This window comes from Desulfosediminicola sp., from assembly GCF_048381775.1.
Lineage (GTDB): Bacteria > Desulfobacterota > Desulfobulbia > Desulfobulbales > Desulfocapsaceae > Desulfopila > Desulfopila ganghwensis.
In genome coordinates this window covers 166340-192463 of the sequence record NZ_JBLXGE010000001.1, presented here as the reverse complement: position 1 = coordinate 192463, position 26124 = coordinate 166340, and the positions used below count along the sequence as shown (strand labels likewise).

Annotated in this window: 26 protein-coding genes and 1 tRNA gene; 15 read left to right on the top strand and 12 right to left on the bottom strand. The window is 48.6% G+C overall.

Annotation, left to right across the window (positions count from 1 at the left end; translation table 11 throughout):
- Nucleotides 1-73: 73 nt before the first annotated feature.
- The 3 genes from ACN5NT_RS00855 to ACN5NT_RS00845 all read right to left on the bottom strand — a co-directional run bounded on the left by ACN5NT_RS00855 (nt 74) and on the right by ACN5NT_RS00845 (nt 2559).
- Nucleotides 74-571, bottom strand: coding sequence for a response regulator (locus ACN5NT_RS00855; protein WP_419174142.1), 498 nt, complete (start codon nt 569-571; stop codon nt 74-76).
- A gap of 485 nt (nt 572-1056) precedes the next feature.
- Entirely contained in the window at nt 1057-1668 is a 612-nt protein-coding gene (locus tag ACN5NT_RS00850) for a LysE family translocator (protein ID WP_419174141.1), read from the bottom strand.
- A 75-nt stretch (nt 1669-1743) separates the two neighbouring features.
- On the bottom strand, nt 1744-2559 hold the full coding sequence (locus ACN5NT_RS00845) for an AraC family transcriptional regulator (RefSeq protein WP_419174140.1): 816 nt from the start codon (nt 2557-2559) through the stop codon (nt 1744-1746).
- Nucleotides 2560-2869: 310 nt separating this feature from the next.
- Between ACN5NT_RS00845 and ACN5NT_RS00840 the strand changes: the two genes are divergently transcribed.
- The 3 genes from ACN5NT_RS00840 to ACN5NT_RS00830 all read left to right on the top strand — a co-directional run bounded on the left by ACN5NT_RS00840 (nt 2870) and on the right by ACN5NT_RS00830 (nt 3705).
- Nucleotides 2870-3190: a cupin gene (locus ACN5NT_RS00840; protein WP_136796190.1), complete on the top strand. Its 321-nt coding sequence runs from the start codon at nt 2870-2872 to the stop codon at nt 3188-3190.
- A 79-nt stretch (nt 3191-3269) separates the two neighbouring features.
- Entirely contained in the window at nt 3270-3461 is a 192-nt protein-coding gene (locus ACN5NT_RS00835; RefSeq protein ID WP_136796191.1) for a ferredoxin, read from the top strand.
- 167 nt (nt 3462-3628) lie between these two features.
- Nucleotides 3629-3705: transfer RNA gene (locus ACN5NT_RS00830), tRNA-Arg, on the top strand.
- Nucleotides 3706-3820: 115 nt separating this feature from the next.
- On the opposite strand, the gene trkA is transcribed toward ACN5NT_RS00830, so the two are convergent.
- The 3 genes from trkA to ilvY all read right to left on the bottom strand — a co-directional run bounded on the left by trkA (nt 3821) and on the right by ilvY (nt 7160).
- Entirely contained in the window at nt 3821-5230 is a 1410-nt protein-coding gene (gene trkA, locus ACN5NT_RS00825; RefSeq protein ID WP_419174139.1) for a Trk system potassium transporter TrkA, read from the bottom strand.
- 245 nt (nt 5231-5475) lie between these two features.
- Nucleotides 5476-6219, bottom strand: a complete 744-nt coding sequence (gene surE / locus ACN5NT_RS00820; protein ID WP_136796219.1) for a 5'/3'-nucleotidase SurE — start codon at nt 6217-6219, stop codon at nt 5476-5478.
- Nucleotides 6220-6254: 35 nt separating this feature from the next.
- Complete coding sequence (gene ilvY, locus ACN5NT_RS00815) at nt 6255-7160, bottom strand: HTH-type transcriptional activator IlvY (RefSeq protein ID WP_419174138.1); 906 nt, start codon at nt 7158-7160, stop codon at nt 6255-6257.
- Between the two features lie 206 nt (nt 7161-7366).
- On the opposite strand from ilvY, the gene ilvC reads away from it, so the two are divergent.
- From ilvC to ACN5NT_RS00795, 4 genes are all read left to right on the top strand, one after another.
- Nucleotides 7367-8839, top strand: coding sequence for a ketol-acid reductoisomerase (gene ilvC / locus ACN5NT_RS00810; RefSeq protein ID WP_136796221.1), 1473 nt, complete (start codon nt 7367-7369; stop codon nt 8837-8839).
- Nucleotides 8840-9274: 435 nt separating this feature from the next.
- Entirely contained in the window at nt 9275-9586 is a 312-nt protein-coding gene (locus ACN5NT_RS00805; RefSeq protein ID WP_419174137.1) for a ComEA family DNA-binding protein, read from the top strand.
- Nucleotides 9587-9870: 284 nt separating this feature from the next.
- Nucleotides 9871-10341 carry an HPP family protein gene (locus ACN5NT_RS00800; RefSeq protein WP_419174136.1) on the top strand — a complete coding sequence of 157 codons (471 nt, stop codon included), beginning with the start codon at nt 9871-9873 and terminating at the stop codon, nt 10339-10341.
- A 2-nt stretch (nt 10342-10343) separates the two neighbouring features.
- Nucleotides 10344-11705 (top strand): SLC13 family permease, encoded by a 1362-nt coding sequence (locus tag ACN5NT_RS00795; protein ID WP_419174135.1) that lies wholly within the window; start codon nt 10344-10346, stop codon nt 11703-11705.
- 93 nt (nt 11706-11798) lie between these two features.
- Here the strand turns inward: ACN5NT_RS00795 and ACN5NT_RS00790 are convergent, their stop codons facing one another.
- On the bottom strand, nt 11799-12200 hold the full coding sequence (locus tag ACN5NT_RS00790; protein ID WP_263577274.1) for a rhodanese-related (seleno)protein: 402 nt from the start codon (nt 12198-12200) through the stop codon (nt 11799-11801).
- On the bottom strand, nt 12197-13510 hold the full coding sequence (locus tag ACN5NT_RS00785) for a hypothetical protein (RefSeq protein WP_419174134.1): 1314 nt from the start codon (nt 13508-13510) through the stop codon (nt 12197-12199). Before ACN5NT_RS00785 ends, ACN5NT_RS00790 begins: the two co-directional genes overlap by 4 nt.
- A 224-nt stretch (nt 13511-13734) precedes the next feature.
- On the opposite strand from ACN5NT_RS00785, the gene ACN5NT_RS00780 reads away from it, so the two are divergent.
- Nucleotides 13735-14301 (top strand): acyloxyacyl hydrolase, encoded by a 567-nt coding sequence (locus ACN5NT_RS00780; RefSeq protein WP_419174133.1) that lies wholly within the window; start codon nt 13735-13737, stop codon nt 14299-14301.
- Nucleotides 14302-14340: 39 nt separating this feature from the next.
- On the opposite strand, the gene ACN5NT_RS00775 is transcribed toward ACN5NT_RS00780, so the two are convergent.
- Both ACN5NT_RS00775 and ACN5NT_RS00770 read right to left on the bottom strand, forming a co-directional pair.
- Entirely contained in the window at nt 14341-14817 is a 477-nt protein-coding gene (locus tag ACN5NT_RS00775) for a GNAT family N-acetyltransferase (RefSeq protein ID WP_419174132.1), read from the bottom strand.
- 159 nt (nt 14818-14976) lie between these two features.
- Nucleotides 14977-15420, bottom strand: a complete 444-nt coding sequence (locus ACN5NT_RS00770; RefSeq protein ID WP_136796228.1) for a universal stress protein — start codon at nt 15418-15420, stop codon at nt 14977-14979.
- Between the two features lie 411 nt (nt 15421-15831).
- Between ACN5NT_RS00770 and ACN5NT_RS00765 the strand changes: the two genes are divergently transcribed.
- From ACN5NT_RS00765 to ACN5NT_RS00735, 7 genes are all read left to right on the top strand, one after another.
- Nucleotides 15832-16764, top strand: a complete 933-nt coding sequence (locus ACN5NT_RS00765; protein WP_419174131.1) for a tetratricopeptide repeat protein — start codon at nt 15832-15834, stop codon at nt 16762-16764.
- 123 nt (nt 16765-16887) lie between these two features.
- Nucleotides 16888-17715 (top strand): hypothetical protein, encoded by an 828-nt coding sequence (locus tag ACN5NT_RS00760; protein WP_419174130.1) that lies wholly within the window; start codon nt 16888-16890, stop codon nt 17713-17715.
- 368 nt (nt 17716-18083) lie between these two features.
- On the top strand, nt 18084-19109 hold the full coding sequence (locus ACN5NT_RS00755; RefSeq protein WP_136796232.1) for a vitamin K epoxide reductase family protein: 1026 nt from the start codon (nt 18084-18086) through the stop codon (nt 19107-19109).
- 1161 nt (nt 19110-20270) lie between these two features.
- Entirely contained in the window at nt 20271-20666 is a 396-nt protein-coding gene (locus ACN5NT_RS00750; protein WP_136799350.1) for a 4Fe-4S dicluster domain-containing protein, read from the top strand.
- 8 nt (nt 20667-20674) lie between these two features.
- Entirely contained in the window at nt 20675-21559 is an 885-nt protein-coding gene (locus ACN5NT_RS00745) for a CoB--CoM heterodisulfide reductase iron-sulfur subunit B family protein (RefSeq protein WP_136799347.1), read from the top strand.
- A 46-nt stretch (nt 21560-21605) separates the two neighbouring features.
- Nucleotides 21606-22388, top strand: coding sequence for a 2Fe-2S iron-sulfur cluster binding domain-containing protein (locus ACN5NT_RS00740; protein WP_136799346.1), 783 nt, complete (start codon nt 21606-21608; stop codon nt 22386-22388).
- A 39-nt stretch (nt 22389-22427) separates the two neighbouring features.
- A complete protein-coding gene (locus tag ACN5NT_RS00735; RefSeq protein WP_419174129.1) occupies nt 22428-24104 on the top strand; it encodes an FAD-binding protein in 1677 nt (558 codons plus the stop codon).
- A gap of 133 nt (nt 24105-24237) precedes the next feature.
- Here ACN5NT_RS00735 and ACN5NT_RS00730 read toward each other — a convergent pair whose 3' ends face one another.
- Nucleotides 24238-24447 (bottom strand): rubredoxin, encoded by a 210-nt coding sequence (locus ACN5NT_RS00730; protein WP_136799344.1) that lies wholly within the window; start codon nt 24445-24447, stop codon nt 24238-24240.
- 1167 nt (nt 24448-25614) lie between these two features.
- Nucleotides 25615-26010, bottom strand: a complete 396-nt coding sequence (locus ACN5NT_RS00725) for a GatB/YqeY domain-containing protein (RefSeq protein WP_419174128.1) — start codon at nt 26008-26010, stop codon at nt 25615-25617.
- Between the last annotated feature and the right edge of the window lie 114 nt (nt 26011-26124).

Here is a 26124-nt window from a genome sequence, read left to right as displayed (position 1 = left end):
GTCACATTGGAATAGAAATCCTTCACTCCCCGATAGCTGTTGTTGTGGCACAGCTATCGGGAAAGCTGTAGACCTACTGAATCTTGTCGGTCAGCTCATTGAGCATAATTGTCAGGAGTTTCGGGTTGATCGGTTTCGGGAGATATTCATCTATGCCCGCTGCAAGATACCGTTCCCTGTCATCCTTCATGCCATAGGCTGTCATGGCTATCACCGGTAGATGAGCGTGGTTCCGATACAACTGATCTGAACGGAGAATCTTGGTCAGTTCCACTCCGTCGAGTTCAGGCATCTGGATGTCCGTGAGAATAACGTCAAAGGACCGTTCTTCCTTAAGTATGTTCAATCCCTCTTTACCATCTTTTGCCAGGAAAACGATATGACCGGCTTTTTCGAGAACTCTGGAGATGAATAGTCTGCTGATGTTGTCATCTTCTGCAATCAGAATTTTCAACGATACTGGTCTGCTTTCATTGGGATCTGCAGATACGGATTTGGTAGAAGATTTTCCGTGAGAGTAACGGAAGGCGGGAATGGTTGAAGCGCTTAAGTGGTGGCAAACGTCGTCCATATAACCTCCAGGGAAATTTCATTACAACATAATTGGCTGGTTTCGTATACTCTGAGCACTATCTCTGACAGCGCTATTTAGGAGTTTACGGCGGCAAAATAATTAATTCCAATTGGAGCAAGTCAACTGGTAAGGGGTTGAGCTGCCATTAAAATACTAAAAACTGCTAGTCGTTGAGTAATGCTGTATTTGTAGTCGATTGTGAATTGACACTGTTTGTGTTTTTTGTTGTACGTATCAAACATCCTACAATTCATTTTTGTAAAAACATGTTAGGCAATGATGTCAACCTACCATATAGATGATGTGTTGTGCAACTATTATTGGTGCTGTGACTATCTGATATGTTTAACTATTGCAAATGGTCTTTGGGTTTGTTAGGTGTGTTGGCGTGACTGAGTGTGCGCAAGGGGAGGGCCTGGTTTGTACTTGGCACGAAAATTGTTAAAAGCCCTTAATGTCATGCAGTATTGATCTGCCGGAAATCAGGTCAGGGGCAACAGCAGGCCGAAGAAGAGCAACATGATTCCGGAAACTTTTTCCAGGTAGAATATTCCCCGGCCAAGTCGTTCTTTGATCGAGTTTTTGCCAAGAACTGAAACCAGGGCACAATCCCACGCTGTAACGACCGTGGTCATCCACAGCCCGTAGAGCAACCTGGTAGAAAAGCCAGTTGTTTCAGAGACCATAACCGTAAAAAGAGAGAGATAGAAGATGCAGTTCTTAGGGTTGAGGATACCGGACATAAAGCCAACCAGAAACTGGCGACCGAGATGTTGCTCGAGAAGAAAACTATTGTTTTTTTCAGACGTATCAAGATCGGTTCCTGGGGATTTAAGCAGCATAATACCAATGAAAATGAGATAGGCAGCACCCAGGCAATGGAGCGCTGTCATCAGCCAGCTGAAATCCCGAATAATTTGAAGACCAAGGATGGCGACAATGAGGTAGACCCCGTTTGCTGCTCCAATGCCGAATGAGAGGGCGAAGCCGTAGCGAATAGGCATACGAATTGAAGCCTGCATGACCAGAAAGAAGTCCGGACCAGGGCTTAACAGGGCGAGAAAGTGCGCAGTTGCGATAATGAGAAATTCCATTTGTTACTCCATTATTAAGATATCGGATATTTCCGTCTTGGGTATGGAGTAAGGATAGAAAGTTCTTACAAAACCTTATTGTACGAAATTGACTTTGTACTCCTGGGGAGTGACGGTGGTCATGGCTTTGAACTGCCGGTGAAGATGGCTTTGATCAAAAAAACCACACTCAATAGCGGTATCCACGATATTCCAACCTTGCTGGAGAAGGTGTTTTGCGTGTTCTATCCGGCAATTCATGCGATAAGCGTGTGGAGTAAGACCTGTTTCGTTTTTAAATTTTCTGAGCAGGGTGTAAGGGTTGGTTGCAAGCTGATCGGCGAGTGAGTCGAGGGTGTAGTCCTTGCCAAGATCCGATTTGAGCAGAGTTTTCAATAGTTCAATATTTTCTGTCGACATGGGGCGGTCAGCCTGCGGGTGGCAGGCGCTGATGAATATCTCCGAGGCAAGATCGACAAGCACCTGCTCCTTTTGCTCCCGGTGAATGGAGGTGGACAAAAGCTGCTGCATACTGCGGCAGTATCTGACATAAAGGTCCTGATCCCTAATCAATATCAGGCTGACTGTGCAGAATTCTGCGGTCTGCCATAACGACTGCTGCAGTCGTAAACACCAGTCCACATCAAGGTAGAGCATGTAATAACTTCTTCCCTCCTTGGTGAGCGGATTACATGAATGAAGTATTTCGGGGTTGATGAGCGCCAGTGAACCGGGCTCCAGAGTCGCTGTCTCTGTTCCAACGGTGTAGTGTACTTTGCCTGTATCAACCGCACCAACACTGAAGCTGGTATGCATATGCGGCTTAAAAACTGAATTGCTGCCCCTGGTATAGCGTACCCTGGCAAAGGGTACGCCCGGCTCCTGATAAAATCGTTCAACGGTGTCTTTCATTTTGTGGCCTCATTACTATGTTATTCCAGAACATCATGACAGAATATTTTCAGGATACAAGCCAAAAATACGGCAATCACTGTCGTGGGTGCAGTCCTGGTGTTGAGCCCCAGGGTACATTGGCGGAAAAAGATCCGCTTACCTTGAAGAATAGTTGGAAACATGGGCCCTCTATAACCTACAATCGAATTTGAGAGGGGTTTGAAAGGGACTGATTGGTGGTTTGATGGCAACATTTGGGAACCTGCAATTCACCTCTTTTACTGACTGGGTGCCGGCAGGTAATGCAGGCGCTACTGGGAGAATATCCATGAAAGTTTTTAAGCTGGACGAGACAAATGAGTTTACACAGGGAGCAATGAAGCGGTTCTTTCTGGTAGAAACTTCAGAGTATTTCAAGATTATTAACTTCAATCTGGATGCCGGTGTTACATTTCCGGTTCATAGCCACGATCTTGATGGAGAACTGTCAATACAGGTTGTCGAAGGTAATGGCTTTTTCCTGGGCGAAGGCGACACCGAGATCCCGGCGGCACCAGGGGACATCCTGGTGTCCGAGATACGTGAACCGCACGGCGTGCGTGCTGAAACCAGAATGCGCATTGTAGTAACCATTGCACCACCAATTTAGACAGAACATGGACGCTGCCGGTATGAAAAGTGTTAAAAGGCCGGGGATCCGGTTGTTATAAAAAGATGGAGGTTACGCCATGGCATCAGTTGTGAAAATTGACGAAGATGAATGTATCGGATGTGAAGCGTGTGTGGAAGAATGCCCCGAGGTATTTGAGTTCAATGATGATGAGGCAAAGGCATATGTGATTGACGGTTCGGACCCGAACGCACAATGCGTGGATGCGGCTATTGCTGCCTGTCCCGCTGCATGTATCGAAAAAGAGTAGTTCGGATGGGATAACTTCCGGTTAATGTGAAGTTGTTTCGATTCGATTGTGTAGCTTGTACTGTGAAATTGCCTGTTTCAGGCTCAAAAAAATGAAAAAAAACGCTCAAAGAGGTCAACTAAGTCTTGCCGTATGTGCTAAACTGCAGTATATGAATCCCTCGCAATGCACCAGTAGCTCAGCTGGATAGAGCAACGGACTACGAATCCGTAGGTCGGGCGTTCGAATCGCTCCTGGTGTACCAGTTATTAAAGGCGGTTAAGTCATTTCGACTTAACCGCCTTTTTTATTGGTGCCCTTCCTGCCCGGATAGTTTTCGTCTGATCTCATTGGTGAGGTGTGCGGAGCAGCCTGTTCTGTCAGTCCATAAACAGCTTACGCACGTCTTTCAGGTACATCGAAGGGCAAATGACAATAACCCGTTCATTTTCCTGGATGTGGGTCTGGCCAACCGCGACTCTCCAGCCCTCTTCGCCCAACACAGCACCAATAATGAGTTTATCCATATAGTATGGGTCCAGCTTTGAGAGGGGTTTCTTGGTAATAGGTGACTTGGGAGATGCTATCAATTCGACCACCTCGGCGTCGAAACCGTGCAGATGGGCCACGGAGAGCAGTTCGCTACGGCGGATGAATTTCAGGATTTCGTTACCCGCCATCACCTTTTTGTTCAGGGCGATATTAGAGCCTGTGGTCTGGGCGAGAACCAGATAGTCTTCTTTCGTTACCAGCGAGATTGTCCTGGCCTCGAACAGGTCAGGATTCTCTTCCTTTTTCTGTCGGAGCAGGTTTTTGGCCAGCAGACAGCTCATGATGTTGGTTTCATTCTCACCGGTTGTGGCGATGAAGGTGTCGACATTGAGCAGGCCGGCGGCCACCAGTACATTGCTGTTAGAGCCGTCACCATGGAGAACTTCGGTATGGGCCAGACTGTATGAGAGTTGGTCCGCACGATCCTCATCGGCCTCAATCAAGGTGACTTTTACATTTTTTTCCAATAGTTCTGCAACTCGCTCACCAACCAGGCCGCCGCCGAGAATCATCACTTTCTGCTGACGATGCAGATGGACATCTGTCAGTTTCATCAGTTTTGGCAGATCGCGTTTTACAGCCATGATAAAAACTTGATCATTCGGTAAAAGCTCCTGGTCGCCACTGGGGATTATGGTGCGGATATCCCTGGCTATGGCAACGACACGGAACGGGAATTCATTGAATTCTCTGGCGATATCTTTGAGTTTTTTATGCGCAAAAGGTGACTTCGCGCTGATTTCGGCCGCCAGCAGCTGAATTTCTCCGGCAGCGATATCGATGATCTCGTTGCCGGAATTCAACTTGATAAGTCGAACGATTTCCTGGGCAGCGAGTTCTTCTGGGTTGATCAGGAGATCTATTTTCAAATCCTCAGAGGTAATTATCGAGTCTTCTTTGCCGAAATCTCTTCTGCGGACCCTGGCAATTTTACGATCGATACCGAATTTGTCGGCAATAACGGATGAGAGCATATTGACCGCATCGTTATTAGTCGCTGCGATCAGGCATTGCATTTTGCCGGCATCGGCTTCCTGCCAGCAGCTCATATCGAGTGCGCTGCCTTTGATAAGCCTTGCATCTATCTGGCCATTGGCCTGGGAAAGAATTTTTGAATCGGGCTCGATGACGGTGATGGCACATTCTTCGTGCGCGAGTCTCTGGGCGAGATAATAACCAACACCACCAAGACCGAGAATAAGGATATTCAACGGAGGGGTTTTTTTCTTACCAAACATATGTGCTTTTTAGTCCCTGGCACCTGGAGCATGTCGGGGGAGGTTGTGCCACTTCAAGCGTCCTTGAAGGAGGGCGGGATAACTGAAGCAAATTGCAAAATATTCTATGTTGAATTTTTGCTCTGTTTACCTGATTCGACCATCCTTGTCAACGTACTGCAAGTTTGTGTGGTAACTGCTGACCTTCGTTGTTGTTTCGAATTGCTTGGAAGCTCGTTGGGAATGAGTGTTTGTTCTGGAGGTGATCAGCTGTTCAACCAGAGAGATTCCAGATGACGAATTCCCTCGTGGTGGGTTAAGTCAAGGTGGATGGGCGTAATGGATACATAGCCGTCATGAATGGCCTTTACATCAGTGTCCTCACCGGATTCCTTTACCGGAGTCCCGCCACCGATCCAGTACCGGGTTCGCCCCCAGGGGTCCTTGGTTTTCTGGATGGCATTTTCCCAAAGCCGCTTCCCTTGCCGGGTGATGCGAATACCATTATGGCTGTCACCACCGGGGACGTTAATGTTTACCAGTGTTCCGGCGGGTAGTGGGTTTTGTAGGATTTTGATCGCAATGTCATGGGCCATCCTGCCTGCTAAGGTATAGTCTCTCGGTTCCTCTGCTGCCAATGATAGAGCCATGGAGGCTACACCGTAAATAGTTCCCTCCATGGCGGCTGACACGGTGCCAGAGTAGGAAATATCATCGCCAAGATTTGCCCCCCGGTTGATGCCTGATACGAGTAAGTCCGGTTTTTCATTCAGTATCCTGCCAAGTGCAAGAATTACACAGTCTGTAGGTGTCCCATCGACGGTATAGGTGTCGGGTGCAATTTCACGGAGGTTGAGCGGCCTGCTCATGGTCAGGGAATGTGATACTGCGGAATTGTCCCGATCCGGTGCGACCACTATGGTCCTCCCAAGCGGATTGAGGGATTCGCGCAGGGCGTAGAGCCCATTGCTGTGAATGCCATCGTCATTGGTGATGAGTATAGTCGTCATAATATTGTCTGTAATTATCTAAATTATTTACTTTTTTATCTATGCTCAACAGGCGTGCGCCAGGAATATTCTGATTTGGCTGTTTCGAGAAATGCTGAAACAACAGGGTTACGTCTGTTCCTGGCGGTGGTACAGAAGCCGACAGTAAATGGCTTGAGGTGCGGTGTTACTTCCAGAGTCTGCACCTGGTCTTTTAAAACACTTTGTTCAAGTACCAGTTCAGGAATAACGCCGACTCCGCAACCCATACCAACCATTGCAATTATAGCCTCATTACCTGCAACCTGAGAATAAATATTTGGTACTACGCCTATATTTGCAAACCAGCGAAAGATCCGGTCACGGCTCAGGCCACGCTCTGCGACTATAACAGGCGTTCGTCGCCAGTCTATTTCAGTACCGTGGTAGGCCACAGTGGCGGTGTGATCGGCTGGTGCGATGAAAATCAGGGGTGTCTCAACAATTTTCATAAAGTCTATGGCCTCAGGTGGGTTATCCGGCAGGGCAGCCACACTGATATCCGCCTCTCTGTTCTGCAGTTTGAAAAGAGCCTTGGCGGCATCACCGGTCTGCAGATGGAGCGATACCTCGGGGAAAGCTCTGCGGAATCGGCTGAAAATATCCGGCAGAATGGAAAGGATAGCGGTTACGGAACAGTAGAGTGAAAGTTCGCCCCGCAGAGCCTGGTCGCCAGAGAGGGCACTTTGCAGTTCGTTCCAGCGCTGGATGGCTTCTTCAGCATATTCTTTGAAGATGAGGCCGGCGGGTGTCAGGGTGACCGAGCGCTTATCCCGGTAAAAGAGTTGATGGCCAAGTTCGCCCTCCAGACGCTGCATTGCCCGGGTGAGGCCGGAGGGGGTGATATTGCATGCCTGACTGGTTCTTGCAAAATGCAGGCTGCCGACAAGGTGGCGGAAAAGTTTCAGTTCACGGATATTCATTATGGACAATCATCTTTTTGCGTGTAGAACTTTGCTATGGCTTTATATTGTGTTCTGCGTGACCAGGCAGAACCGTTTGTTGCAAAATATGCAATACTGTATCACGAACAAATCACTTGACGCAACAGGCGATTATCAATATATCACAATGACAAATTTGATTATTTTAATCGAAGCAAAAAAAATACAACTCTAGGGAGATAGATATGGCTGACAATTATTTTAATACCTTGCCGCTTCGCAGGCAACTCGAGGAGCTTTCCCAGTGCCGTTTTATGGATTCAACAGAATTTGACGGAGTTGATGCCCTGAAAGGCAAGAAGATCGTTATTGTCGGCTGTGGTGCCCAGGGCTTGAACCAGGGTCTGAACCTGCGCGACAGCGGTCTTGATATTGCCTATGCTCTGCGTGAGTCTGCAATCAGTGAGAAGCGCCAGTCCTGGAAGAATGCTGCTGAGAACGATTTTGAAGTTGGCACCTACGAAGAGAAAATCCCAACTGCAGATCTGGTTATCAACCTGACCCCTGACAAGCAGCACACCAGCGTTGTTTCAGCTGTAATGCCGCTGATGAAAGAAGGTGCCTGCCTCTCCTATTCCCATGGTTTCAATATCGTTGAAGAAGGCATGACGGTACGGGATGACCTTACCGTAGTTATGGTTGCTCCTAAATCACCTGGAACCGAGGTTCGTGAAGAGTACAAGCGTGGCTTTGGTGTTCCTACCCTGATCGCTGTTCATGGCGAAAATGACCCGAAAGGTGAGGGCTGGGAGATTGCCAAAGCATACTGTTGCGGAACCGGCGGCGATCGCGCAGGTGTTCTGCAGTCTTCTTTTATTGCTGAGGTAAAGTCTGACCTGATGGGTGAGCAGACCATTCTCTGCGGTATGCTCCAGGTTGGTTCTCTGGTGCTGTTCGACAAGATGGTTGAAAAGGGCATGGAGCCGGGTTATGCGTCTAAATTGGTGCAGTATGGCTGGGAGGTGACCACCGAGGCACTCAAGCATGGCGGTATTACCAACATGATGGATCGCCTTTCCAATCCGGCCAAAATACGTGCCAATGAGCTGGCCGAGGAATTGAAGGAAATCCTCACCCCGCTGTTTGAAAAGCACATGGATGACATCATGTCCGGCCACTTCTCAAAGACCATGATGGAAGACTGGGCTAATGACGATACCGATCTGCTGCGCTGGCGTCAGGAGTCCCGCGAATCTGCCTTCGAAAAGGCCGAGAATACTGATGTGGAAATCACCGAGCAGGAGTATTTTGATAAGGGCATCCTGATGATCGCCATGGTTAAGGCTGGTGTTGAACTCGCTTTTGACACCATGGTATCCGCGGGTATCAAGGAAGAGTCCGCCTACTACGAGTCACTGCATGAGACCCCGCTGATTGCCAACACCGTGGCCCGTAAGAAGCTTTACGAGATGAACGTGGTAATCTCCGATACTGCAGAGTACGGAAACTACCTGTTCGCCAACGCAGCCAAGCCGCTTCTTGACGAGTTCATGAAGAAAATCGATCTTGATGTTGTCGGCAAGGGACTCGAGTTGAAAGACTGTGGTGTTGATAATATCGAGCTGATTCGAGTCAACGAGGCGATCCGCTATACCGGTGTCGAGGTTATTGGTGAGGAACTGAGATCCTATATGGGCGCAATGAAGTCAATTTATTAATTTTTATAAATAAATTCAGAGCTGCATTGTCTGAAATTTAGTGTGTCTTTTTAAGGCCCCGGCGGGAACTCCCTGCCGGGGCCTTCTTATTTTGCCCGTTTTTTCAAATAAATAAAAAAGAGTTTGTCATAAAAAGGTAAGCCTTGTCTGTTAGGGTGATCAGCAATAAGCAAGGGAGAACAGCCAGTTATCTCTCAGGTTGCTTCTGGCGACATTGCAACTTCGACCTTCCCCGGGGGGAATGAAAGGTCGTAACTGCAGATTGGGGGAAATTGCTTGGGTTGTGCAATGTTCTTCAGATTCGATCAGGGTTGGGCTCCCTTGTTTATTCCCTCTGGCCAGAGGAAAGTTTCAAACAGTTGTAAACGTAAGTAGCTGAAAAGAAGCCTGTTTGTTTACTATCAGAAATAATCAAGACAATCTAAGGAGAGAGTAATGAAAAATATTTTTCTACTGTTCGTTCTGATTTTCGCCCTGGCCACTGGAAACGTTTTCGCGACTACAACTACTGATGATACCTCAGGTCAGCCGGAGACTGTTGCCAAACTGTCTGAGAAGGTCAATATTAACACCGCTAATGAGGCAATACTTATCTCTCTGCCAGGCATCGGCACGAAGACAGCAGCGGCCATAGTGAGCTTCAGAAGCGAGCATGGCAAGTTCAAATCCATCCAGGATCTTACCTTGGTGAAAGGTATTGGTGACAAGAAGCTTCAAAAAATAGAGCCTTTTCTGGAAGAAATTTAATTCCATCAATTTCTTCTTCTTCAGAAGGCCGGTCCCTCGCATGAGGTGACCGGCCTTTTTTTTTAATATTATGCTTGAGCTCAAAGGCAACTGGCGGGTGGTGTTATTGTGGCGCAGCCTGCATCTCTCGTCAGGTGGTACTCGCTTCTTATTGGTGAAATAGCGTAGAAATGCGTTTGAGTTTTCAGGGTAATTCACCTACCCTTGAAGAGTGGATTTTATCAGGAAAATGCATTTTTTCGATAGAATGAAAGATGCTGAGATGTACTTCCGGAGGTGAAAAAATGTATGTACGAAAACTGGTCGAGCCTATCAAGGATAATTGGCTGGAACCGGAGATGACCCTTCAGGAAGCGGTGGTTCGCCTTTCCAGGGCAAGCCACAAAGGGAGAACCGTGCAGGGAATGGTCGTACTTGAGAATGGCACAAAGCTTGTTGGTGTGCTGTCAATAAAGGATATTATACGAGCAATAATTCCTTCATATATGGAGGACATCCTTCGGGGATTCACCTGGGAAGGGATGTTCGAGGCCCATGTCAAGCGCGTTAAAAATGTGAAGGTGAAGGATATCATGTCGCGGAATGTGATAACCGTCAAAGTGGATGATTCACTTATCCGCTGTGCGGATCTCATGATCGACAATTCTCTGCAGCGTATCCCGGTGGTAGATGATTTAGGGAGAGTTATCGGCATACTCTATATTCATGATCTGTATGAGAAAATTTCAGATTTAATGTCCTCGGCCAAGGAGTAGCCATGGAGAGTGGAGCGGTACAGGAAGCCTTTGCGATGGACGCGTCGTTTTGGGTTGCCATAATTGTCTTCACGGTTGCTCTGGTGGTCATAATTTCTGAAAAAATCCATAAAACTGTCGTAGCCATATTTGGCGCTGCGCTGATTCTTGTTCTAAAAATCCTCGATCAACATGAGGCATTTCATCTGGAGGAGTTTGGTGTTGACTGGAATGTGATTTTCCTGCTGGTGGGGATGATGATTATCATCAGTCTGATGCGTCCCACAGGAATGTTTGAGTACATTGCCATCCGAAGTGCAAAACTGGGCAGGGGAGATCCGCTCAGGATCATGATTATTTTTGCAGTTATTACTGCGGCTTTTTCCGCCCTGCTCGACAATGTCACTACAGTCCTGTTGCTGGCCCCGGTTACCTTGTTGATTGCAGATGCCCTGGAGGTGGATGCGATCCCTTTCCTGATTGTGGAAGCCCTTTCCTCAAACATTGGTGGCACTGCCACTCTTATCGGCGACCCGCCTAACATAATGATTGCCTCGAGGGCTAAGTTGAACTTTATGGATTTTATCATTCACCTTGCCCCGATTATCATCGTGATCATGGTCTGTTTCCTGTTCATCATCAGGCTTGTTTTTGCCAACAGTCTGAAAACCAGGGAGGAATTGAAGCAACGCATAATGAATCTGAATGAGGCAGATGCCATCAAGGACCCGCTGATGCTGAAGAAGTCACTCTGTGTGTTGGGGTTTGTGCTGTTGGGATTTATGCTGCATGGCGTATTTCATTACGAACCTGCCACTGTGGCCCTGTTTGGTGCGGGAGTTCTCCTCTTGCTTTCTGGTACTTCAGAACCACAAAGGGTGCTTGCAGAAGTTGAGTGGCAAGTGATATTCTTTTTTATCGGCCTGTTTATTATGGTGGGTGGGCTGGTGAAAGTCGGCGCGATCAAGATGATGTCTACGGAGATGCTTGACCTGACCAGGGGAGATCTGCTCTCGACCTCCATGCTGATCATGTGGTTTTCGGCGATAGCGTCGGCAGTGATAGATAATATTCCCTATGTGGCGACCATGAATCCTTTGGTGATTGATATGGCAGGAGAACTCTGGCCTGAGGAAAACGGAATAGCGCTGCTGCAGCACCCGGAACTTATGCCGATCTGGTGGTCTCTTGCACTTGGTTCCTGTCTGGGCGGTAACGGCTCACCGATAGGTGCATCCGCTAATGTGATAATTGTGGAGATGGCGGGAAGAGCTGGTCAGAAGATCAGCTTTCTACGTTTTATGGCCTATGGTGTTCCTGTAACCATTGTGACCGTCTTTATCGCGATGATATATGTTTATCTGCGCTATTATGCTTTTGCCTGACGAGCAGCAGGCTCTCATCGGTTCAGGCAGCCGATACTCACTTGAAGTTTTCATCAGTTCGGGCATCGGTTGCCTGGGGTGCTGGGATTCAAGTTATCTCGGTTCAACAGGGTATTGGCTGCGGTACCAGCTTTTCCATCCGCCTTTTAAGGCATAGACTTCTGTATAACCGTTATCTATCAGTTTTTGTGCCAAACTGGCACTTGTGGCTTCATTGGGTCAAGCACAGTAGAGAACAAGCTTTTTCTCTTTAGGGTAGGTGTTGGCCCAGCTGTCAAAATCGGCACCGTCGGCTCGCATGGCGCCCTGAATCTTAAATTCACTGGTGCTCCAGTCCCTGCCGGCCCGAACATCGAGAACGACTACGTCATCGGAGCCGATCATTTGCTTGAGTTCGTCAATTTCCATAAACTTGACCTCTCCACCTACAGCCGGTGTGAGGGCCAGCAGTATGGCCGCCAGTGCGGCAAAGAGAAGTGTTGTCAGACGTTTCATTGAGAACCTCCTGTTGTGTTAGATTTGTCTTTTTGTGGGGGGGTGACCTCAGCCACAGGTTTTATAATGTTCCAGAGAGCGGAAGCACCTGCAGTGACAATAAAGGCCACGAGGGTTACCCGAATGGAAGTGAAAGCGTATTGGTAGGAAAACATAAGGTACATTGCGGCCAGGATTAAAATCGCACCAAGAATATACCCTTGCCGGTATCTGTAGTTGTTGAGTCTTTTCAGCATTATTCCTGCCGCTATGCACTCTGCTCCAACCATGGCCAGCCAAAGCAGCAGAGCTGTCTGAATATATGCTTCAAGGATCTGGTATCCGGCAAGGCCACCCAGCATCATCGCACCGATGATGAGTGCAAAGAGGAATACGAAACGTTTTCTCTTCAGCCTGCCGGGTGGGTGGCCGGGAAGCAGGTGGCGCCTGGCAAGACCTGAAAAGCTTTTCAATGCCATGCTGAAAAGTGCATTTACTGCAGCGCATACACCGCTGATGATAGCGATACCCATTAGATAGCGCCCGGTATCTCCCCATATTGCCCGGGCGGTAATCAGGTGGGGAATTGTCGTGCTTGCAAGATGGTCTGAGGCTACATATTGAAACATCAACATGGACCAGAAGAGAAAGAGCAGTAGAGCGCCGAACAGGGCTCCTGTAGCCGGAATCATGGCCGGGAGCAGTTCTTTGTTTTGGTCAGCCATCGTATTGCGGGGGAGCACAAAGTCATAACCGAGGAACAGCAGCAGGCTCCCTACCATTGTCGGCAGGGAAAGTGAGAAACCAATATCGGCGGAAACAGGGTTGGTGCTGACAGGTCCGCTGATTCCTGCCAGGCAGAGCAGAATCATTGAACCCAACATGACGATAGCAAAAAACACCTGAGCATAGCCGGCGAATCTTTCGCCGCTCACCTGCAGGGCGACGATCAGGGCCAGCAGCAGGAAGGCAAAACCAAAATTCGGGAACCAGTAGACAAAGATTTCATTGAAGGCAAAACCGGCGGCAACGAGCAGCCCGGTGGGGAGAACAAGAACACAACTTATTCTTGCGCAGAGAATGAGTGAGGCGGCAGGTACTTTGCCGAGCCCCTGGACGAGCAGGCCTGTCTGGGTATGCCTTCCTTCGACAGCGAGCTTAGGGTGTCTGATAATCGAAACCACAAGCGCGGAAAGAAGTGTCGAAGCGGCGAGTGCGGCAAGAAAAAGTGTACGATTGAGGCCCATGCCGTTGCCGAGTCGTACCTGGACATCCGGTGAAAGCATCCAGCCCATGCTTAAACTCACTGCAAGTAGAAATGACCGGAACATACATTCTCCTTGATCAGGTTCTGATGTTGTACCCGGTTCTGACAACATTGCGGGCCATCATGGTTATCAATTGTGAGAGTATCAAATAATAAAGTATTCCAAAAATTAACAACGGCCGGGGTGGCAAACAAGCAGGATCTGGTTTGTGAGTGCAATTAATTGTAAGGGATTGCTGAAATCACAGGAAGGATAAACGATTAAAAGCGGAATAAAGGCGGGGGGAAATGATGAATAGAGCAAGGTGTGCGATCCTGTGTGCGCTGGTGTTCTTTATATCATTACAGAATGTTGAGGCAAAGTCGTATGGGGCAGAAAAGCCGGATTTCAGTTTTAGGGCGGCCGATTATGGGGCGAGGATAGCGGGCTCATTTCGAGAGGGAAAAAGTGGTTTGACGCTCTATGAGGTTTTCGCGGCGCTCCCTCTGCCCTGGGTGGCTGATTTCGCTGACGACTGGCAGTTGAGCTCCGCCCTGGATCTGAGTCTTGGTCTTCTTGACGGCAAAGGTGAAAGAGGCGGGCGGATCGCAGCGGGAGTAGACGCGTTTCTCTGGTCACCTGGGCGAAAATTCTCACTGACCGGGGGGCTGGGTGTCGGGGTGATGGGGCAGGAAGTTTACGGAGATATAGATTTCGCGGGGCCGATATTTTTTCGGGGTCAGGTCGGCTTGAGTTATTGGTTCAGCAGTTCGATAAGTATTGGTTATCGATACTATCATGAGTCAAATGGCTCTATCTACGATAAAAACCCCAGCCTGAATGCCCACCTGGGTGAAGTGCGGTTGAATTTTTAGTCTGGATCTCCCATGAACGGCTAAATAAAAATAATCGTTTTATAGTTTGCCACCATGGTGCATCTCCACATGGGGAATACCATCTTCGTCGTATGGATCTGAAGCAAGAGTAAAACCAAGGCTGGTGTAGAATTTCTCAAGATATAATTGAGCAGAGATGCGAATCACGCGTCCCGGGAATGTGTCCTGGGCCTGATCGATAGCTTTACGCATCATCTGCCTGGCAATGCCTGTACCCCGTATTTTCTCGGCAGTTACAAGCCGGCCGATGGCAGGTTCGGCATATTTTATTTCAGGCTCGATCAGCCTGAGGTAACCGATCAACTCTTTTTGGTTCTCATCGTAGACAAGCAAATGCATGGAATGCTGATCCAGCCCGTCTGCGTCAAGATAGGCGCAATCCTGTTCTACTACAAAAACTTCCTGCCGTAGCTTGAGCAGGCTGTAGAGTTGGGTGGTTGTCAGTTCGTCAAAAGAACGCCAGATGTAGCCTGGCTCACTGTGATGATCGTTCATTGGCTGAAAAATATAGAGCAATTACAAATGGTTTTGGGATATGGAATGAACCGGAATCAGGCATGAAACGGAGAGGATGGTACTACGGTTTGCCTGAGAAGAACAGCAAAAAAACAGTTGCCATCGGCTACGGAGAACCGCAGCCGACGGCAGAGCTTTTTATTTGTAGGGATTCATGGTGAGTGTCGGGCAGTGCACCCGCTTGAGTACGCGTTCTGCAACACTGCCTAAAAGGATTTTCTCAAGCCCTTTGGCTCCATGAGTCCCGATGATCAGCAAGCCGGCGTTTTTGTCATCGGCATATTTGACGATGGTATCGACAATATCGCCTTTGAAGACCACCCCGTCAATCTTGCTGTATTTTTGCTTATTGTCATTTACCAGATTCTCCAGTGCTTCTTTGGAGCGATCAATCCGTTCCTCGTTCAGCAGTTCGAGCGAAGGACTGCCGAGCATCATGTCGCCGGAGGTGTAAAACTCAACAACATGTATCAGGCTGAGATGGGCATCCATTTTTTGCGCAATATACATCGCAAAATCAATGAGCTTCTGAGAGTGCCTTTCGAGGTCAACCGGCACCACGACTTGAGTGATTTCCTGCATGGTTCTCCTCCTTGCTGAGGTTCGGGTGCACCATCAGAGAACACCCTTAATCTTGAGGGCTTTCAAAGTACTTAACCAACCAATGTTATAGTTTAAGTATAACCCTGCTTTTGCAGCATTGAAAGGGGCGACAGTATTATTGCGTAAAGCGGAAAGGTATAAAGATTTTGTTCCCTTCGTTGAAAATTGATGATCGGGTTTGCCGACAATTGATCACCGCTGGTTTTATTTTATATTTCTGATATTTTACGACGGATGATTGCCGAGACTGTTGTTTGGTGCAGGAGGATATATTCTTTTGGGTCGAAGCCCCCTAAAGCAAGAGGAAGAGATATGCAGCGTAAAAGAAGAGATTGGCAGAGGGGGGTTGTAAACGTCTCCCGGTGTTTTTTTGTATGCGTTACAGTACTGATGATATCTAGTTGTAATGTCAAGGAGGTTGGGCGGACTGTCGGTTACTCGATCAAGGGTGATTACTATCTGGATGTTGATGATCCCGGGAAAGGTGAAGATAAATTCCGCCAAGAGGTAGAATTGAACCCGGAGAGCCCGCTGACAAATTATTATTATGGCCGGCTGCTGCTCAGATCGGAAAAGATTGATCAGGCTATCCCGTATCTTGAAAAGTCGATACGACTCGACCCGTATAAAGCTGATTATCATTTTTGGCTGGGAGTTGCCTATGGTGCCAAGAACAGGCTTAAGGCCGAGCGCGACCAGTATGAAAAAGCACTTGTACTAAATTCCAAGCACTTAAATTCACTTACGTATCTAGGGCATCATCATCTAAAGGCCAAGCGGTATAATGAGGCACTCGACCTCTATGTACAGGCACTGCAGATTTGGCCTGAGAGCCCCTCTGTACTCTATAACAGGGCACTGGTTCTTTCCCGGCTGGGCCGGACGCCTGAAGAGCGGCTGGCCTGGAAGGAATATCTTGCCGTGGTTCCTTCCGGAGCGCTTGCGATTAAAGCGGTGGATCATCTTAACAGGCTCAATGATTTCTCCTATCGAAATTATTATTTTGGCCCTCGCACAGTGATGGTCCCTGAAGTCACCTTCGAGCCATTCAGCGCGCAGTTGACCAAATCAGGTAAAGAGTCTTTGGGGGAGATTGGAAAAACTGCTGTTTTGATGAAAAAAGGCTCCCTGCAAGTCGTCGTCTATCAGAAAAATAATAAAAAGCTGGCTGAACAGAGAGCCAAAAGCATCAGGGCGTTTCTCTATCAGGAGTATCCTGGCTTAAAGAGCAGCAAGCTGGGAATCAGTTGGTTCAATAAGCCGCAGAAAGTGGCTCAAAAGCGTTGGAATATTGAAGAATCTGTTGATTTTTTCATTTTATGAAATTACGATGAGTTTCGTATGCTCCGTCAATGGTTGTTGATTTACGAGCGACTCACAGGCGACTGTTGACATGCTGGGGGGCGAGAGAGCAAACACGATCCGTATATTACGGAGGGAGGACCAATGATTTCAAGAAAATTTGTCTATGCCGCTGTTTTAACCCTGATGCTCATGATGGCGAACGGGGTACTTGCTGAAGAAGCTACCAACGGGGATCCCGGCCAGGCTGTTGATCAGACCGATCCAACTGCCCCGGCAGGTGGTGATGATGGTGCCACTGACGGAACTGATCCTGCGGGAGACGACACCGGCGAAGAGGGTAGTGTGGAGGAAGCTCCCGCTTTCAGCAACCCGGCCCAGGCTGCCCATGCCGCCAATCTGGCAAGTGCAGCAAATGCCAACATTGATACCAGCGGAGTAGATGCAGCAAATGCTGAAGCTGATGACGCGCAGCAGGCTGTGGATGCTGCCCAAAATGATCTTGACGCTGCCATAGAAGCTCAAGATCCGGTGGCGCAAGAGGCGGCCCAGGCTGCTTTGGATGCTGCCAATGCAGGCCTTGAAGCTGCCGAAAAAAATCTGCAGGAGGCCATGAGCGGTGTTACTGGTGTAACTGAAGGCGATATCGCAGGGATGCGTGCGGATGGTATGGGCTGGGGCGAAATCGCCCATGAGCTCGGCGTTCATCCTGGCACCCTCGGGCTTGGTCACACCAAGGGCAAGGCCAAAAACAAGGGAATGGCTCCGGATGATGAGATCGCAGCTGCTACGAGCATGGATATGAACTCCGGTAAAGCCAAGGGCCACAGTGGTTCCAAGGGCGGATCTTCCAAGTCCGGCTCCGATAATGGCGGCGGTGCTAAGAGTGATAAAGGCAGCAATGGCAACAAAGGCGGAAACGGCGGTGGCAATGGTAACGGGAATGGTAACGGCAACGGCAAAAACAAGTAATTGCCTCACCGTATATTCCGGGATTTTTCCCCGGCATAGAATTTTCGTGCCAATCGAGCTGTAGTACGATGAGTTACGGGTTGATCGAATCAAGTTGTATGATTTGATCAACCCGTTTTCCGTTGGGCCATAAGTGTTCCACAATCAGAACCTGCCTTTCGGTGCGGCGTATTGGCGTTGTATCCATGCCTGCAGGGGGGCGGCATTATGGATTTGGACAACACGTATGCATTTATCACCGTATAGGCTTGTGGTTTGTGTTCAGGAAGGATTACTATTGGTAATTATGCGCACAATAAGAATGTGTGAACCTCAACAAGATTTCAAATGAGCGTATGTTGCGTCAGCCAAACAAATATTCGGAGAAAGTGCCTAAACTGATCAATCTGCAGCTGCTTCTTGCCTTAGGTGGTGCCATTCTTGCGGCTATTCAGACCTTGCTGGTTCTTCTTCAGGGAGACCTTCTGTGTTTGAGCGAAGGCTGCGAAGTAGTTGAACAGCTTACCACAGTGTCCCCGGTGGTCTTTAACTCCGTAGGCACTTTATACTTTCTTGTACTTTTCCTTACCCTGCGCCTTGGCGCCAGGGGAGCGAGGGGCTGGCTCGGTTTTTCCCGGCTCCTGTTGCTTGCCGGAATTGCGGCAGAGGGAGTACTAATAAGTTTTCAGCACTACATAGCAGAAATATTCTGCTCATATTGCCTTATCATTTTCAGCATTATCGCTCTGCTCAATATCTTTATGGGGTGGCGGCAGTTAATGTCAGCTCTGGCTGCTTTTATTGCTGTTTTGCTGGCATTTTCCAGTCTGCAATTTACCTCAAGGTCGCAACTTGAGATAAATGGTCTCGAAAATGGTGTTTATGGCCGCCTTGAACGGCAGAGTGACAGTAAGTCGCTCTATTTTTTCTTTTCTTCAAGTTGTCCTCACTGTGAAGAGGTAATTGAGACCATAGACGAGAATTTTAGCTGCTCACTCAATTTCAACCCGATAGATGAGTTGAAGTCGGCACCTTATGAAGAAATTGTGCAAGCAGAGAATTATACGCCAAGAATAAACAGGAACTACCTGCAGGTGAATGGTATTAATGAGATTCCGGTACTGATGATCCAGGACAAATCAGAAGTGCGGTTGCTGCGTGGTAAATATACCATCCTGAATTACCTTGAAGAGAATTGCCGTCGGGTTGAAGCGGTTGAGGGGCCAGGCATGAGTATGTCTGCACCTCTGACAGGAGGCAGTGATGACAGTCCTCAGTTGCCTTCTGTTACACTTCCGGGCCAGTTGCTACCCGAAATGCGGATTCCCGGGGCAGGTGAAGGTGATGAGAGTTGCTCGGTTGATGAGTTGTGTGAGCCTGAGCCAGCTGAAGGAGTGCAGGGGCAAAACAACTAGGAACCATTTAAGCGACAGTAAAAAAGGCGCCTCGCTATTAGCGGGGCGCCTTTTTAAATTAAAATTATCACTAAAGCTCAGCTTCAAGGAGTGAGGCGCGGGGAGAAAGGTGGTAGAAGTAACAACTTAAAGCTGAGAAGTTCTTCTCTACAAACCGACTGCATAATCATTCCAGCGACTGGTCACTTGTCAATCGCTCCCTCCTCTCACGTTTATCTCAATCCTTCAGGTGCATTCGATTAATTCAGAAGTGGTTCCAGCTCTTCCTTACGAGCAGGGGGCGGGCGTCAGTTGAATGTCTGCGATCAGCATTAATGCACCGGTCGGTTCCACTTCTTCTTTCAACACCATTCCACCTTTCAGGATCAATTCGTGCCTTCATGACAGGTAGTGTTTGGCTAGTCATGTTTCCAGCTGGATCAGCTGTCTGGAATCACCGGACAACAGAACATGATTCTTCTTGAATAGACACATTGTTAGACATTGGCGGGGAGGGGGGGATGTGCAGTTATCCGAAAGCGGAAAAAGTACGTTTATTCGGGGGGAAGGTGTTGTGGCTGCGCCGGATGGCTGTGAATCAATCCTGCTGAATTTGATAAATCCAGCCTGCTGGGGCAATGATGCTGTTGGAGTCTTTATAGCTGCACAACTGGAAACTTGAGTTTGAAAGAGATTCGTCAGGGGGCATTCCAGTAATATAATTCTTGTAGCAGGTGGTATATTTCTTCAAATATCTGTTGGTAACTTGAAATCATAAACTAAATATCATGGTAACCTGTGTAGATAAAATTCAGAGAAAAATGAACACACATTCATTGATAAGGAGCTAAGTGTTTGATAACGCGTAATATAAACGTTGTTGAATTGTCAATAAAGATTTGTTATTACTAGGTGGGTTGAAATGCCGATGTACAGGCATTTGTGTTTTCTGGGTTTTTTGCCGTCAACCCTTCAAGGGTTGTCCGCATGTTGCGGGGTTCTAGAAGGTGTTAAAACTCAACCCGCCACATGTCTTTCCCTTGAGCTGACGGCTTGCAACCACGGTGCGCTCACCTTGCCGGTTGGTGTAATTTCTATGGCTGCCGGGTGCAGGCGCTGTCTGCTAACGCAATCGGAGGCTGTTTCACTGTTTCCAGAAAGAAAAGGAAAATAACATTGAAGATGAATGCAGGGACTCTGTCACTGGAGTCGATCAAAAAACTGAATGAGCTGAGCGGAGAGAATGTCAAGCTCTGTATGCAGTGCGCCACATGCAGCGGTATGTGTCCCATGACTGCAGAGATGGACTATGGCCCCCGTAAAGTGATGCACATGGCACAGTTCGGCCTGCATAACAAGCTGGCTGAAATAAATACTTACTGGAAGTGTGCTTCATGTCATGCCTGTACGGTCAAATGCCCCAGGGGAATAGATATTGCCAAGGTCATGGAGGCGCTGCGCCAGCAGACACTGCGAAAGGGCACCAACAAAATTGAACCTTCACAAATGTCGGCTGAGACGATTGCGGAGATGCCGCAGATCGCTCTGGTCGCCGGTTTCAGAAAATTGACCAGCTAAGGAGAGCAATGAAGATAAGTTACTATCCAGGTTGTACCCTGAAAACCAAAGCCAAGAATCTGGATTCGGCTGCGGTTGCTTCTCTGGAAGCGCTCGGTATCGAGGTGGAGGAGATCGATCGCTGGAACTGTTGCGGTGCGGTATATTCCCTCACCGCCGATGACCTGATCCATATGGTCGGGCCGGTGCGTAACCTTATCCGGGCCAAAGAGCAGGGTGCAGAGAAACTCGTTACCTTGTGTTCCATGTGTTACAACACCCTGGCGCGTGCCAATCAGCTGATGAAGACCGATGAGGTCAAGCGTGATACCATCAACCGCTTTATGGATGATGAGATAGATTACGCGGGTGAAGTTGAGGTCGTGCATTACCTGACTTTCCTCGAAGAGCAGATCGGCTGGGAGAAGTTGAAAGAGGCTGTCAAGCAGCCGCTTGGTGAGCTGAAGGTTGGTGCGTATTACGGTTGTACATTACAGCGCCCTGCTGATGTGGGTATTGAACCGTTCGGCAGCTATGAGCTGATGACCAATATGCTCGAATCTCTTGGTGCCACAGTGGTGCCTTTTGCGTCCGCAGATAAGTGTTGTGGCTCCTACCAGGTACTGACCGTCGAACCGGGCGAAAACAGTGCCGCGGCCACAATTCTCAATTCCGCTGCCGGTGCAGGTGTTGAGACGATTGCCTCCAGCTGTCCGCTATGTGAATACAACCTTGGCAAGCAGCAGGCACAATTGCAGGCCAAAGGTCATATAGAAAGCGGTGTTCCCACCGTCTATTTCACTCAGCTGCTGGCTGTGGCGCTCGGGCTTGAAACCGAGGTGTGCCATTTCGAGCTTAATGACGCCAAGAGTCTGGAGCTGTTACAGAGTAAAAAATGCCTGGCCGCTGCTTGATCAGGCCGTGGATTGTATATCTTTCGCGAGAATATGGAGATAAACCATGTGTGAAACAACAACGATACCTAAAGTAGCGACCGGAGATCGCGCCATCCTGCCCGAGGGAGCAAGGACGATTCCGATCTTCGTAATGGGCAAGCAATATGAAGTACCTGAGACCCTTACCATCATGAAGGCGATGGAATTTGCCGGCTTCCGCTTCCTGCGTGGTGCGGGCTGCCGTGGTGGTATCTGCGGTGCCTGCCCAACCGTATACCGTATGGCCGGTGATTATAAACTGCATTTCGGCCTTGCCTGCCAGACAGTGGTTGAGCCAAATATGTACCTGGCGCAGATCCCATTCTTTCCAGCCAACCGTGCAGATTTCAAACTGGAAGAGATGAGCGGACTGGCTGATGCCATTCACGCGCTCTATCCGGAGCTTTTTCGCTGTGTGGCCTGTAATCTCTGTACCAAGGCCTGCCCGATGGATGTTGATGTTCTCGGTTACGTTTCTGCACTCAAGCAGGGCAATATTGAGAAGGCGGCCAGAATTTCTTTTGATTGTATTCAGTGTGGCCTGTGTGCCAGCCGTTGTATGGGTGAGATTCCGCAGTATCATGTGGCCCAGCTTGCCCGCCGCGTCTTTGCCCGCTTTATTCAGCCCCAGGCTGAGCATCTGAAGAACAGAGTTGCGGATATCGAGAGCGGTAAGTATGACCCGATGCTTGATGAATTAAGCGCAATGTCCAAAGAGGATCTTGAGAAACGGTATGTCGATCGCGAGCGTGAGCCGGATATGGCCGAGCCAGGAAGCTGGCAGCCGCAGGATACCAGTCATCTTTAACAGAATTCGCATCGACCATCCGGGACGAAGGAGAATATCATGGGATACACACCCGAATTACAAGAACTGATTAAACGAGTTGAAGCCACTCGCCCTGAGCGTGTGGCAATGGCAAGGCGTAACGAGCATTATCCGGCTCTTACCATGGCAGAGCGTGACACTGTACTTTCCAAGCACCATCCGGATTACCAGGCAGACGCAAAGCTGAAGGTAGAGGTCGGTCCCAATAAAGGCGATGTGTTTCAGGAAGGAGTTACCCGCCTGCTGCAGTCTAAGTCAATCGTACGCCCTGGCCTTGTGGACCTGACCAAGGTTGACCTTGAGACAGATGTACTGGTCATCGGTGGTGGTGGCGCCGGTACTTCGGCTGCGATTATGGCGGCTGACGGTGGCTGCAAGGTAATCGTCGCCAACAAGCTGCGTCATGGCGATTCCAATACCATCATGGCTGAGGGTGGAATTCAGGCGGCGAGCCAGGAGTGCGACTCACCATATTACCACTATCTCGACACAATTGGTGGCGGCCACTTCACCAACCAGCGTGACCTGGTGGCAGCACTGGCCAAGGATGCACCGCTTTCCATCGCCTGGCTCGAAAGTCTGGGTATGATGTTCAACAAGTATGACGATGGCCGTACTGTTGTTCGTCACTGTGGCGGTTCTTCGAGAAAGCGTCTGCAGTCTTCCGGCGATATGACCGGTGCCGAGATCATGCGTGTTGTTCGTGATGAGGCGAGAAACCGCGCCGATATGATCACTGTGCTGGAATTTGCCCCTGCAATCGAGTTGCTGCTTGATAGCGATGGCAAATGTGCGGGGGCTATCCTTTTCAACATGGAGACCAAGGAATTCTCTGTGGTTAAGGCCAAGGCGGTTGTCATGGCTACCGGTGGTTTCGGACGTCTGCATGTGAAAGGATTCGCCACCACCAACCACTACGGCGCAACCATGGACGGTGTGGTTATGGCGTATCGGGCAGGAATCGGCAACAAATCTCTGCATTCCACCCAGTATCATCCGACCGGTGTTGCCTATCCGGAGCAGAACGTCGGGTTGCTGATCACTGAGAAAGTCCGTGGTCTTGGTGCGCATGTATTGAATGTCGATGGTGAGCAGTTCTGCTTCCCGCTTGAGCCTCGTGACGTGGAATCTGCGGAACTTATCCAGGAAGCGATGGAGAAGGGCAAGGGAATTATGACCCCGACCGGTCGTGTTGGTCTCTGGCTTGATTCACCTATGATTGAAGAGCTGCATGGACCAGGTTCTGTTCGCAAGGAGTTGCCTGCCAAGTTTATCCAGTTTGAGCGTCATGGCATTGACATCTCCAAAGAGCCCATGCTGGTTTACCCGACCCTGCATTATCAGAACGGTGGCATCAACGTGAACGGTGACTCCGAGACTCAGCTGCCAGGTTTGTACGGAGCAGGTGAGGTTATCGGTGGTGTTCATGGCGAGAACCGCCTGATGGGTAACAGTCTTCAGGATATCATCACCTTCGGACGTCGTGCCGGTATCAACGCCGCAAAGTATATCCAGGGTGGCGTGGAGGTGAAAGATCTGTCCCTCGACCACGTGGTGAAATTCGAAAAAGAGCTGGAAGAGGCTGGTGTGGAAAATCCAGCAGTGGCACCTATTATCCTGCCGGATTACTCCACCGACGAGGTTGCCGAGAATCGTTGGAGCAAGGCTCTGACAGAAGGAACCCCAGGTGTTTAGTAGGTAAAAAAGGGTCATTGCAGCTCATGACCCAGGTATCTTGAGGCCACTGCATAGCATATGCAGTGGCCTTTTTTATTGGGTGGTGCAGCGTGCCGGCTGTACCGGTGCAACCCTCAAGGTTGAGGATGACTTATATGCCCTCGTAAAGTACCGAACCGGGACCGGCGAGGGGCCGGAAACTTTTCTTGGAAGCCTGACAGAATGGACAGGTCCAGTCTTCAGGCAGGTCGGCGAATGGAGTGCCAGGTGGAGTATCAGTTTTCGGCTCACCTTTGTCCGGGTCGTAGATATATCCGCAGTTGGGAATCTGACATTGATACATATCTTTAGGCAAGGCCATACGGTCACCTCCGAAATTGATAGTGGTTCGATGGATCTGTAGTGATTCACAATTTTCGAATAGATTACGATATATGCTAACGTATCATGTTCTCAAGCTTTACATCAAACTCTTTTAGGAAATTGCAGGTGTTATTTCATGGAAAGGAGTGCGTCACCCAATTTGCTGCCATTTTGTTGTCTGAAAATTCAGAATACGGCTCGAGTAATGCTAGGTTGTCGAAACAAAAGCGTTCATCATGGCAGAGTATTAAGAGAGGGTATTTGCAGTGAGTTGTGGATCAAATTAGATGAATACTATTATCAGTCGATACGCATGGTACGCGATGGTACAGGACAGACCAGAGCGACCGGTGCTCTGTTAACTGCACAATAAAACAATGATATTTGGCTTGAATGGTGTGGTGAAATTTTTATATCTCGACAGATTGGCGAAAAGTCCGTTATTCCGGACAGGCCTGTGTGGACTAAAATAACGGCAGGCCGATGACAAAAGTAAATGAAATCTGCATAAAATAACGGAGTATCAGGCATATGTTTTCCGCCGCCGACGGTTGGTCGGGGCGGGGCCTTACGAATACAACCATGCGCCTATCTGTTTTTGCAGAATAGGATAGCTCTATTCATAGTGACAGAGATACGGATTATTCCATATGAGAAGACCCAAAAGACAGCAAAATACTGGCAAGAAAACCGGCTGCCGATTCTTAAGTATAAGAAATTACAAATTAATTATGTGTGTCGTGAAGTGGGGCAGGTTATATCTGCAAGCATCTGTATGGTTGTTTTTTGTTTTGGCACGTCATTTGCTATTAACGAGGCACAGTGGTTGAAGTATTCACTGTTAGCAAAACATAAAAGCCAGGTTTGCCGAGCTGAAACCAGAATTGCATTGGTGGGGTGCGAGAACAGGTAGAAGGCTTGGCTGACCAGGTTTTTAGATTTCATCTGCACCTGTGTCTGGTTCATGGGTGAGCTTTTGACCGCTGGCTGGTAAAAAGCGAAATGATGATTGCCATTGGCGAAAGCAAAGAACTTAGTGGAATTGGATAGGTATCTGGCAATCCGATTCCATCAAGTTCTTTGCTTTCGCTGTTTTTGCTCTTCTTCCTGTCAGGGCTGGTAGTTTTTAACCCTCTCTCCCCTCCGTTCAAAAAAAAGCATGGATTTACAGCTCCTGTAATATTTTTTTGACGATGTTTCCATCTGCGCTGCTGCCAAAATGAGCCATAATCGGTTTCATGGCCTGCATCTTATTGCCAAATTGTGAAAAATCTATATTGTCGGAGATCCAGGTTTTTATATCCTCTTCACTTGCCTGCTGTGGCAGGTAGCTTTCAAGATTTGCAATGTAATCAAGATCGCCGGTTCCTCCTGCATCAATCAACTCTCTTTCAGACTTGATCAGTTTCTTTATGATCGCGACAACCTTTTCATCACTGAGCTCTTTTTCCGGCTGACGCTGAAATTCTCCAATGAGGATGCGGATAACACCGAGCCGGGCGCTGTCCTTTGCTTTCATGGCATCTTTAAGCTGACTCTTGATGGTTTCCTGTAAGTTCATGTGTGATATCTCCAGATATTTTTATAAATTGAAATGAGAAACAATTTCAGGCGGTCAGCAAATAGTAACCCTTCACCTGAGCCTGGTCAAATTGAAAGCTCCCCCATCAGGAGT

Excerpts from the sequence above, each read along its gene's own strand:
- ACN5NT_RS00750 (WP_136799350.1), top strand. The coding sequence starts at position 20,271 with ATGAATGCAGGGACTCTGTCACTGGAGTCGATCAAAAAACTGAATGAG.
- ACN5NT_RS00765 (WP_419174131.1), top strand. The coding sequence starts at position 15,832 with ATGATATCTAGTTGTAATGTCAAGGAGGTTGGGCGGACTGTCGGTTAC.
- ACN5NT_RS00785 (WP_419174134.1), bottom strand. The coding sequence starts at position 13,510 with ATGTTCCGGTCATTTCTACTTGCAGTGAGTTTAAGCATGGGCTGGATG.
- trkA (WP_419174139.1), bottom strand. The coding sequence starts at position 5,230 with ATGTTTGGTAAGAAAAAAACCCCTCCGTTGAATATCCTTATTCTCGGT.
- ACN5NT_RS00805 (WP_419174137.1), top strand. The coding sequence starts at position 9,275 with ATGAAAAATATTTTTCTACTGTTCGTTCTGATTTTCGCCCTGGCCACT.
- ACN5NT_RS00850 (WP_419174141.1), bottom strand. The coding sequence starts at position 1,668 with ATGGAATTTCTCATTATCGCAACTGCGCACTTTCTCGCCCTGTTAAGC.
- ACN5NT_RS00855 (WP_419174142.1), bottom strand. The coding sequence starts at position 571 with ATGGACGACGTTTGCCACCACTTAAGCGCTTCAACCATTCCCGCCTTC.
- ilvC (WP_136796221.1), top strand. The coding sequence starts at position 7,367 with ATGGCTGACAATTATTTTAATACCTTGCCGCTTCGCAGGCAACTCGAG.
- ACN5NT_RS00775 (WP_419174132.1), bottom strand. The coding sequence starts at position 14,817 with ATGAACGATCATCACAGTGAGCCAGGCTACATCTGGCGTTCTTTTGAC.
- ACN5NT_RS00795 (WP_419174135.1), top strand. The coding sequence starts at position 10,344 with ATGGAGAGTGGAGCGGTACAGGAAGCCTTTGCGATGGACGCGTCGTTT.
- ACN5NT_RS00800 (WP_419174136.1), top strand. The coding sequence starts at position 9,871 with ATGTATGTACGAAAACTGGTCGAGCCTATCAAGGATAATTGGCTGGAA.
- ACN5NT_RS00770 (WP_136796228.1), bottom strand. The coding sequence starts at position 15,420 with ATGCAGGAAATCACTCAAGTCGTGGTGCCGGTTGACCTCGAAAGGCAC.
- ACN5NT_RS00730 (WP_136799344.1), bottom strand. The coding sequence starts at position 24,447 with ATGGCCTTGCCTAAAGATATGTATCAATGTCAGATTCCCAACTGCGGA.
- surE (WP_136796219.1), bottom strand. The coding sequence starts at position 6,219 with ATGACGACTATACTCATCACCAATGACGATGGCATTCACAGCAATGGG.
- ACN5NT_RS00735 (WP_419174129.1), top strand. The coding sequence starts at position 22,428 with ATGGGATACACACCCGAATTACAAGAACTGATTAAACGAGTTGAAGCC.
- ACN5NT_RS00835 (WP_136796191.1), top strand. The coding sequence starts at position 3,270 with ATGGCATCAGTTGTGAAAATTGACGAAGATGAATGTATCGGATGTGAA.
- ACN5NT_RS00725 (WP_419174128.1), bottom strand. The coding sequence starts at position 26,010 with ATGAACTTACAGGAAACCATCAAGAGTCAGCTTAAAGATGCCATGAAA.
- ACN5NT_RS00760 (WP_419174130.1), top strand. The coding sequence starts at position 16,888 with ATGATTTCAAGAAAATTTGTCTATGCCGCTGTTTTAACCCTGATGCTC.
- ACN5NT_RS00840 (WP_136796190.1), top strand. The coding sequence starts at position 2,870 with ATGAAAGTTTTTAAGCTGGACGAGACAAATGAGTTTACACAGGGAGCA.
- ilvY (WP_419174138.1), bottom strand. The coding sequence starts at position 7,160 with ATGAATATCCGTGAACTGAAACTTTTCCGCCACCTTGTCGGCAGCCTG.
- ACN5NT_RS00845 (WP_419174140.1), bottom strand. The coding sequence starts at position 2,559 with ATGAAAGACACCGTTGAACGATTTTATCAGGAGCCGGGCGTACCCTTT.
- ACN5NT_RS00780 (WP_419174133.1), top strand. The coding sequence starts at position 13,735 with ATGATGAATAGAGCAAGGTGTGCGATCCTGTGTGCGCTGGTGTTCTTT.
- ACN5NT_RS00740 (WP_136799346.1), top strand. The coding sequence starts at position 21,606 with ATGTGTGAAACAACAACGATACCTAAAGTAGCGACCGGAGATCGCGCC.
- ACN5NT_RS00745 (WP_136799347.1), top strand. The coding sequence starts at position 20,675 with ATGAAGATAAGTTACTATCCAGGTTGTACCCTGAAAACCAAAGCCAAG.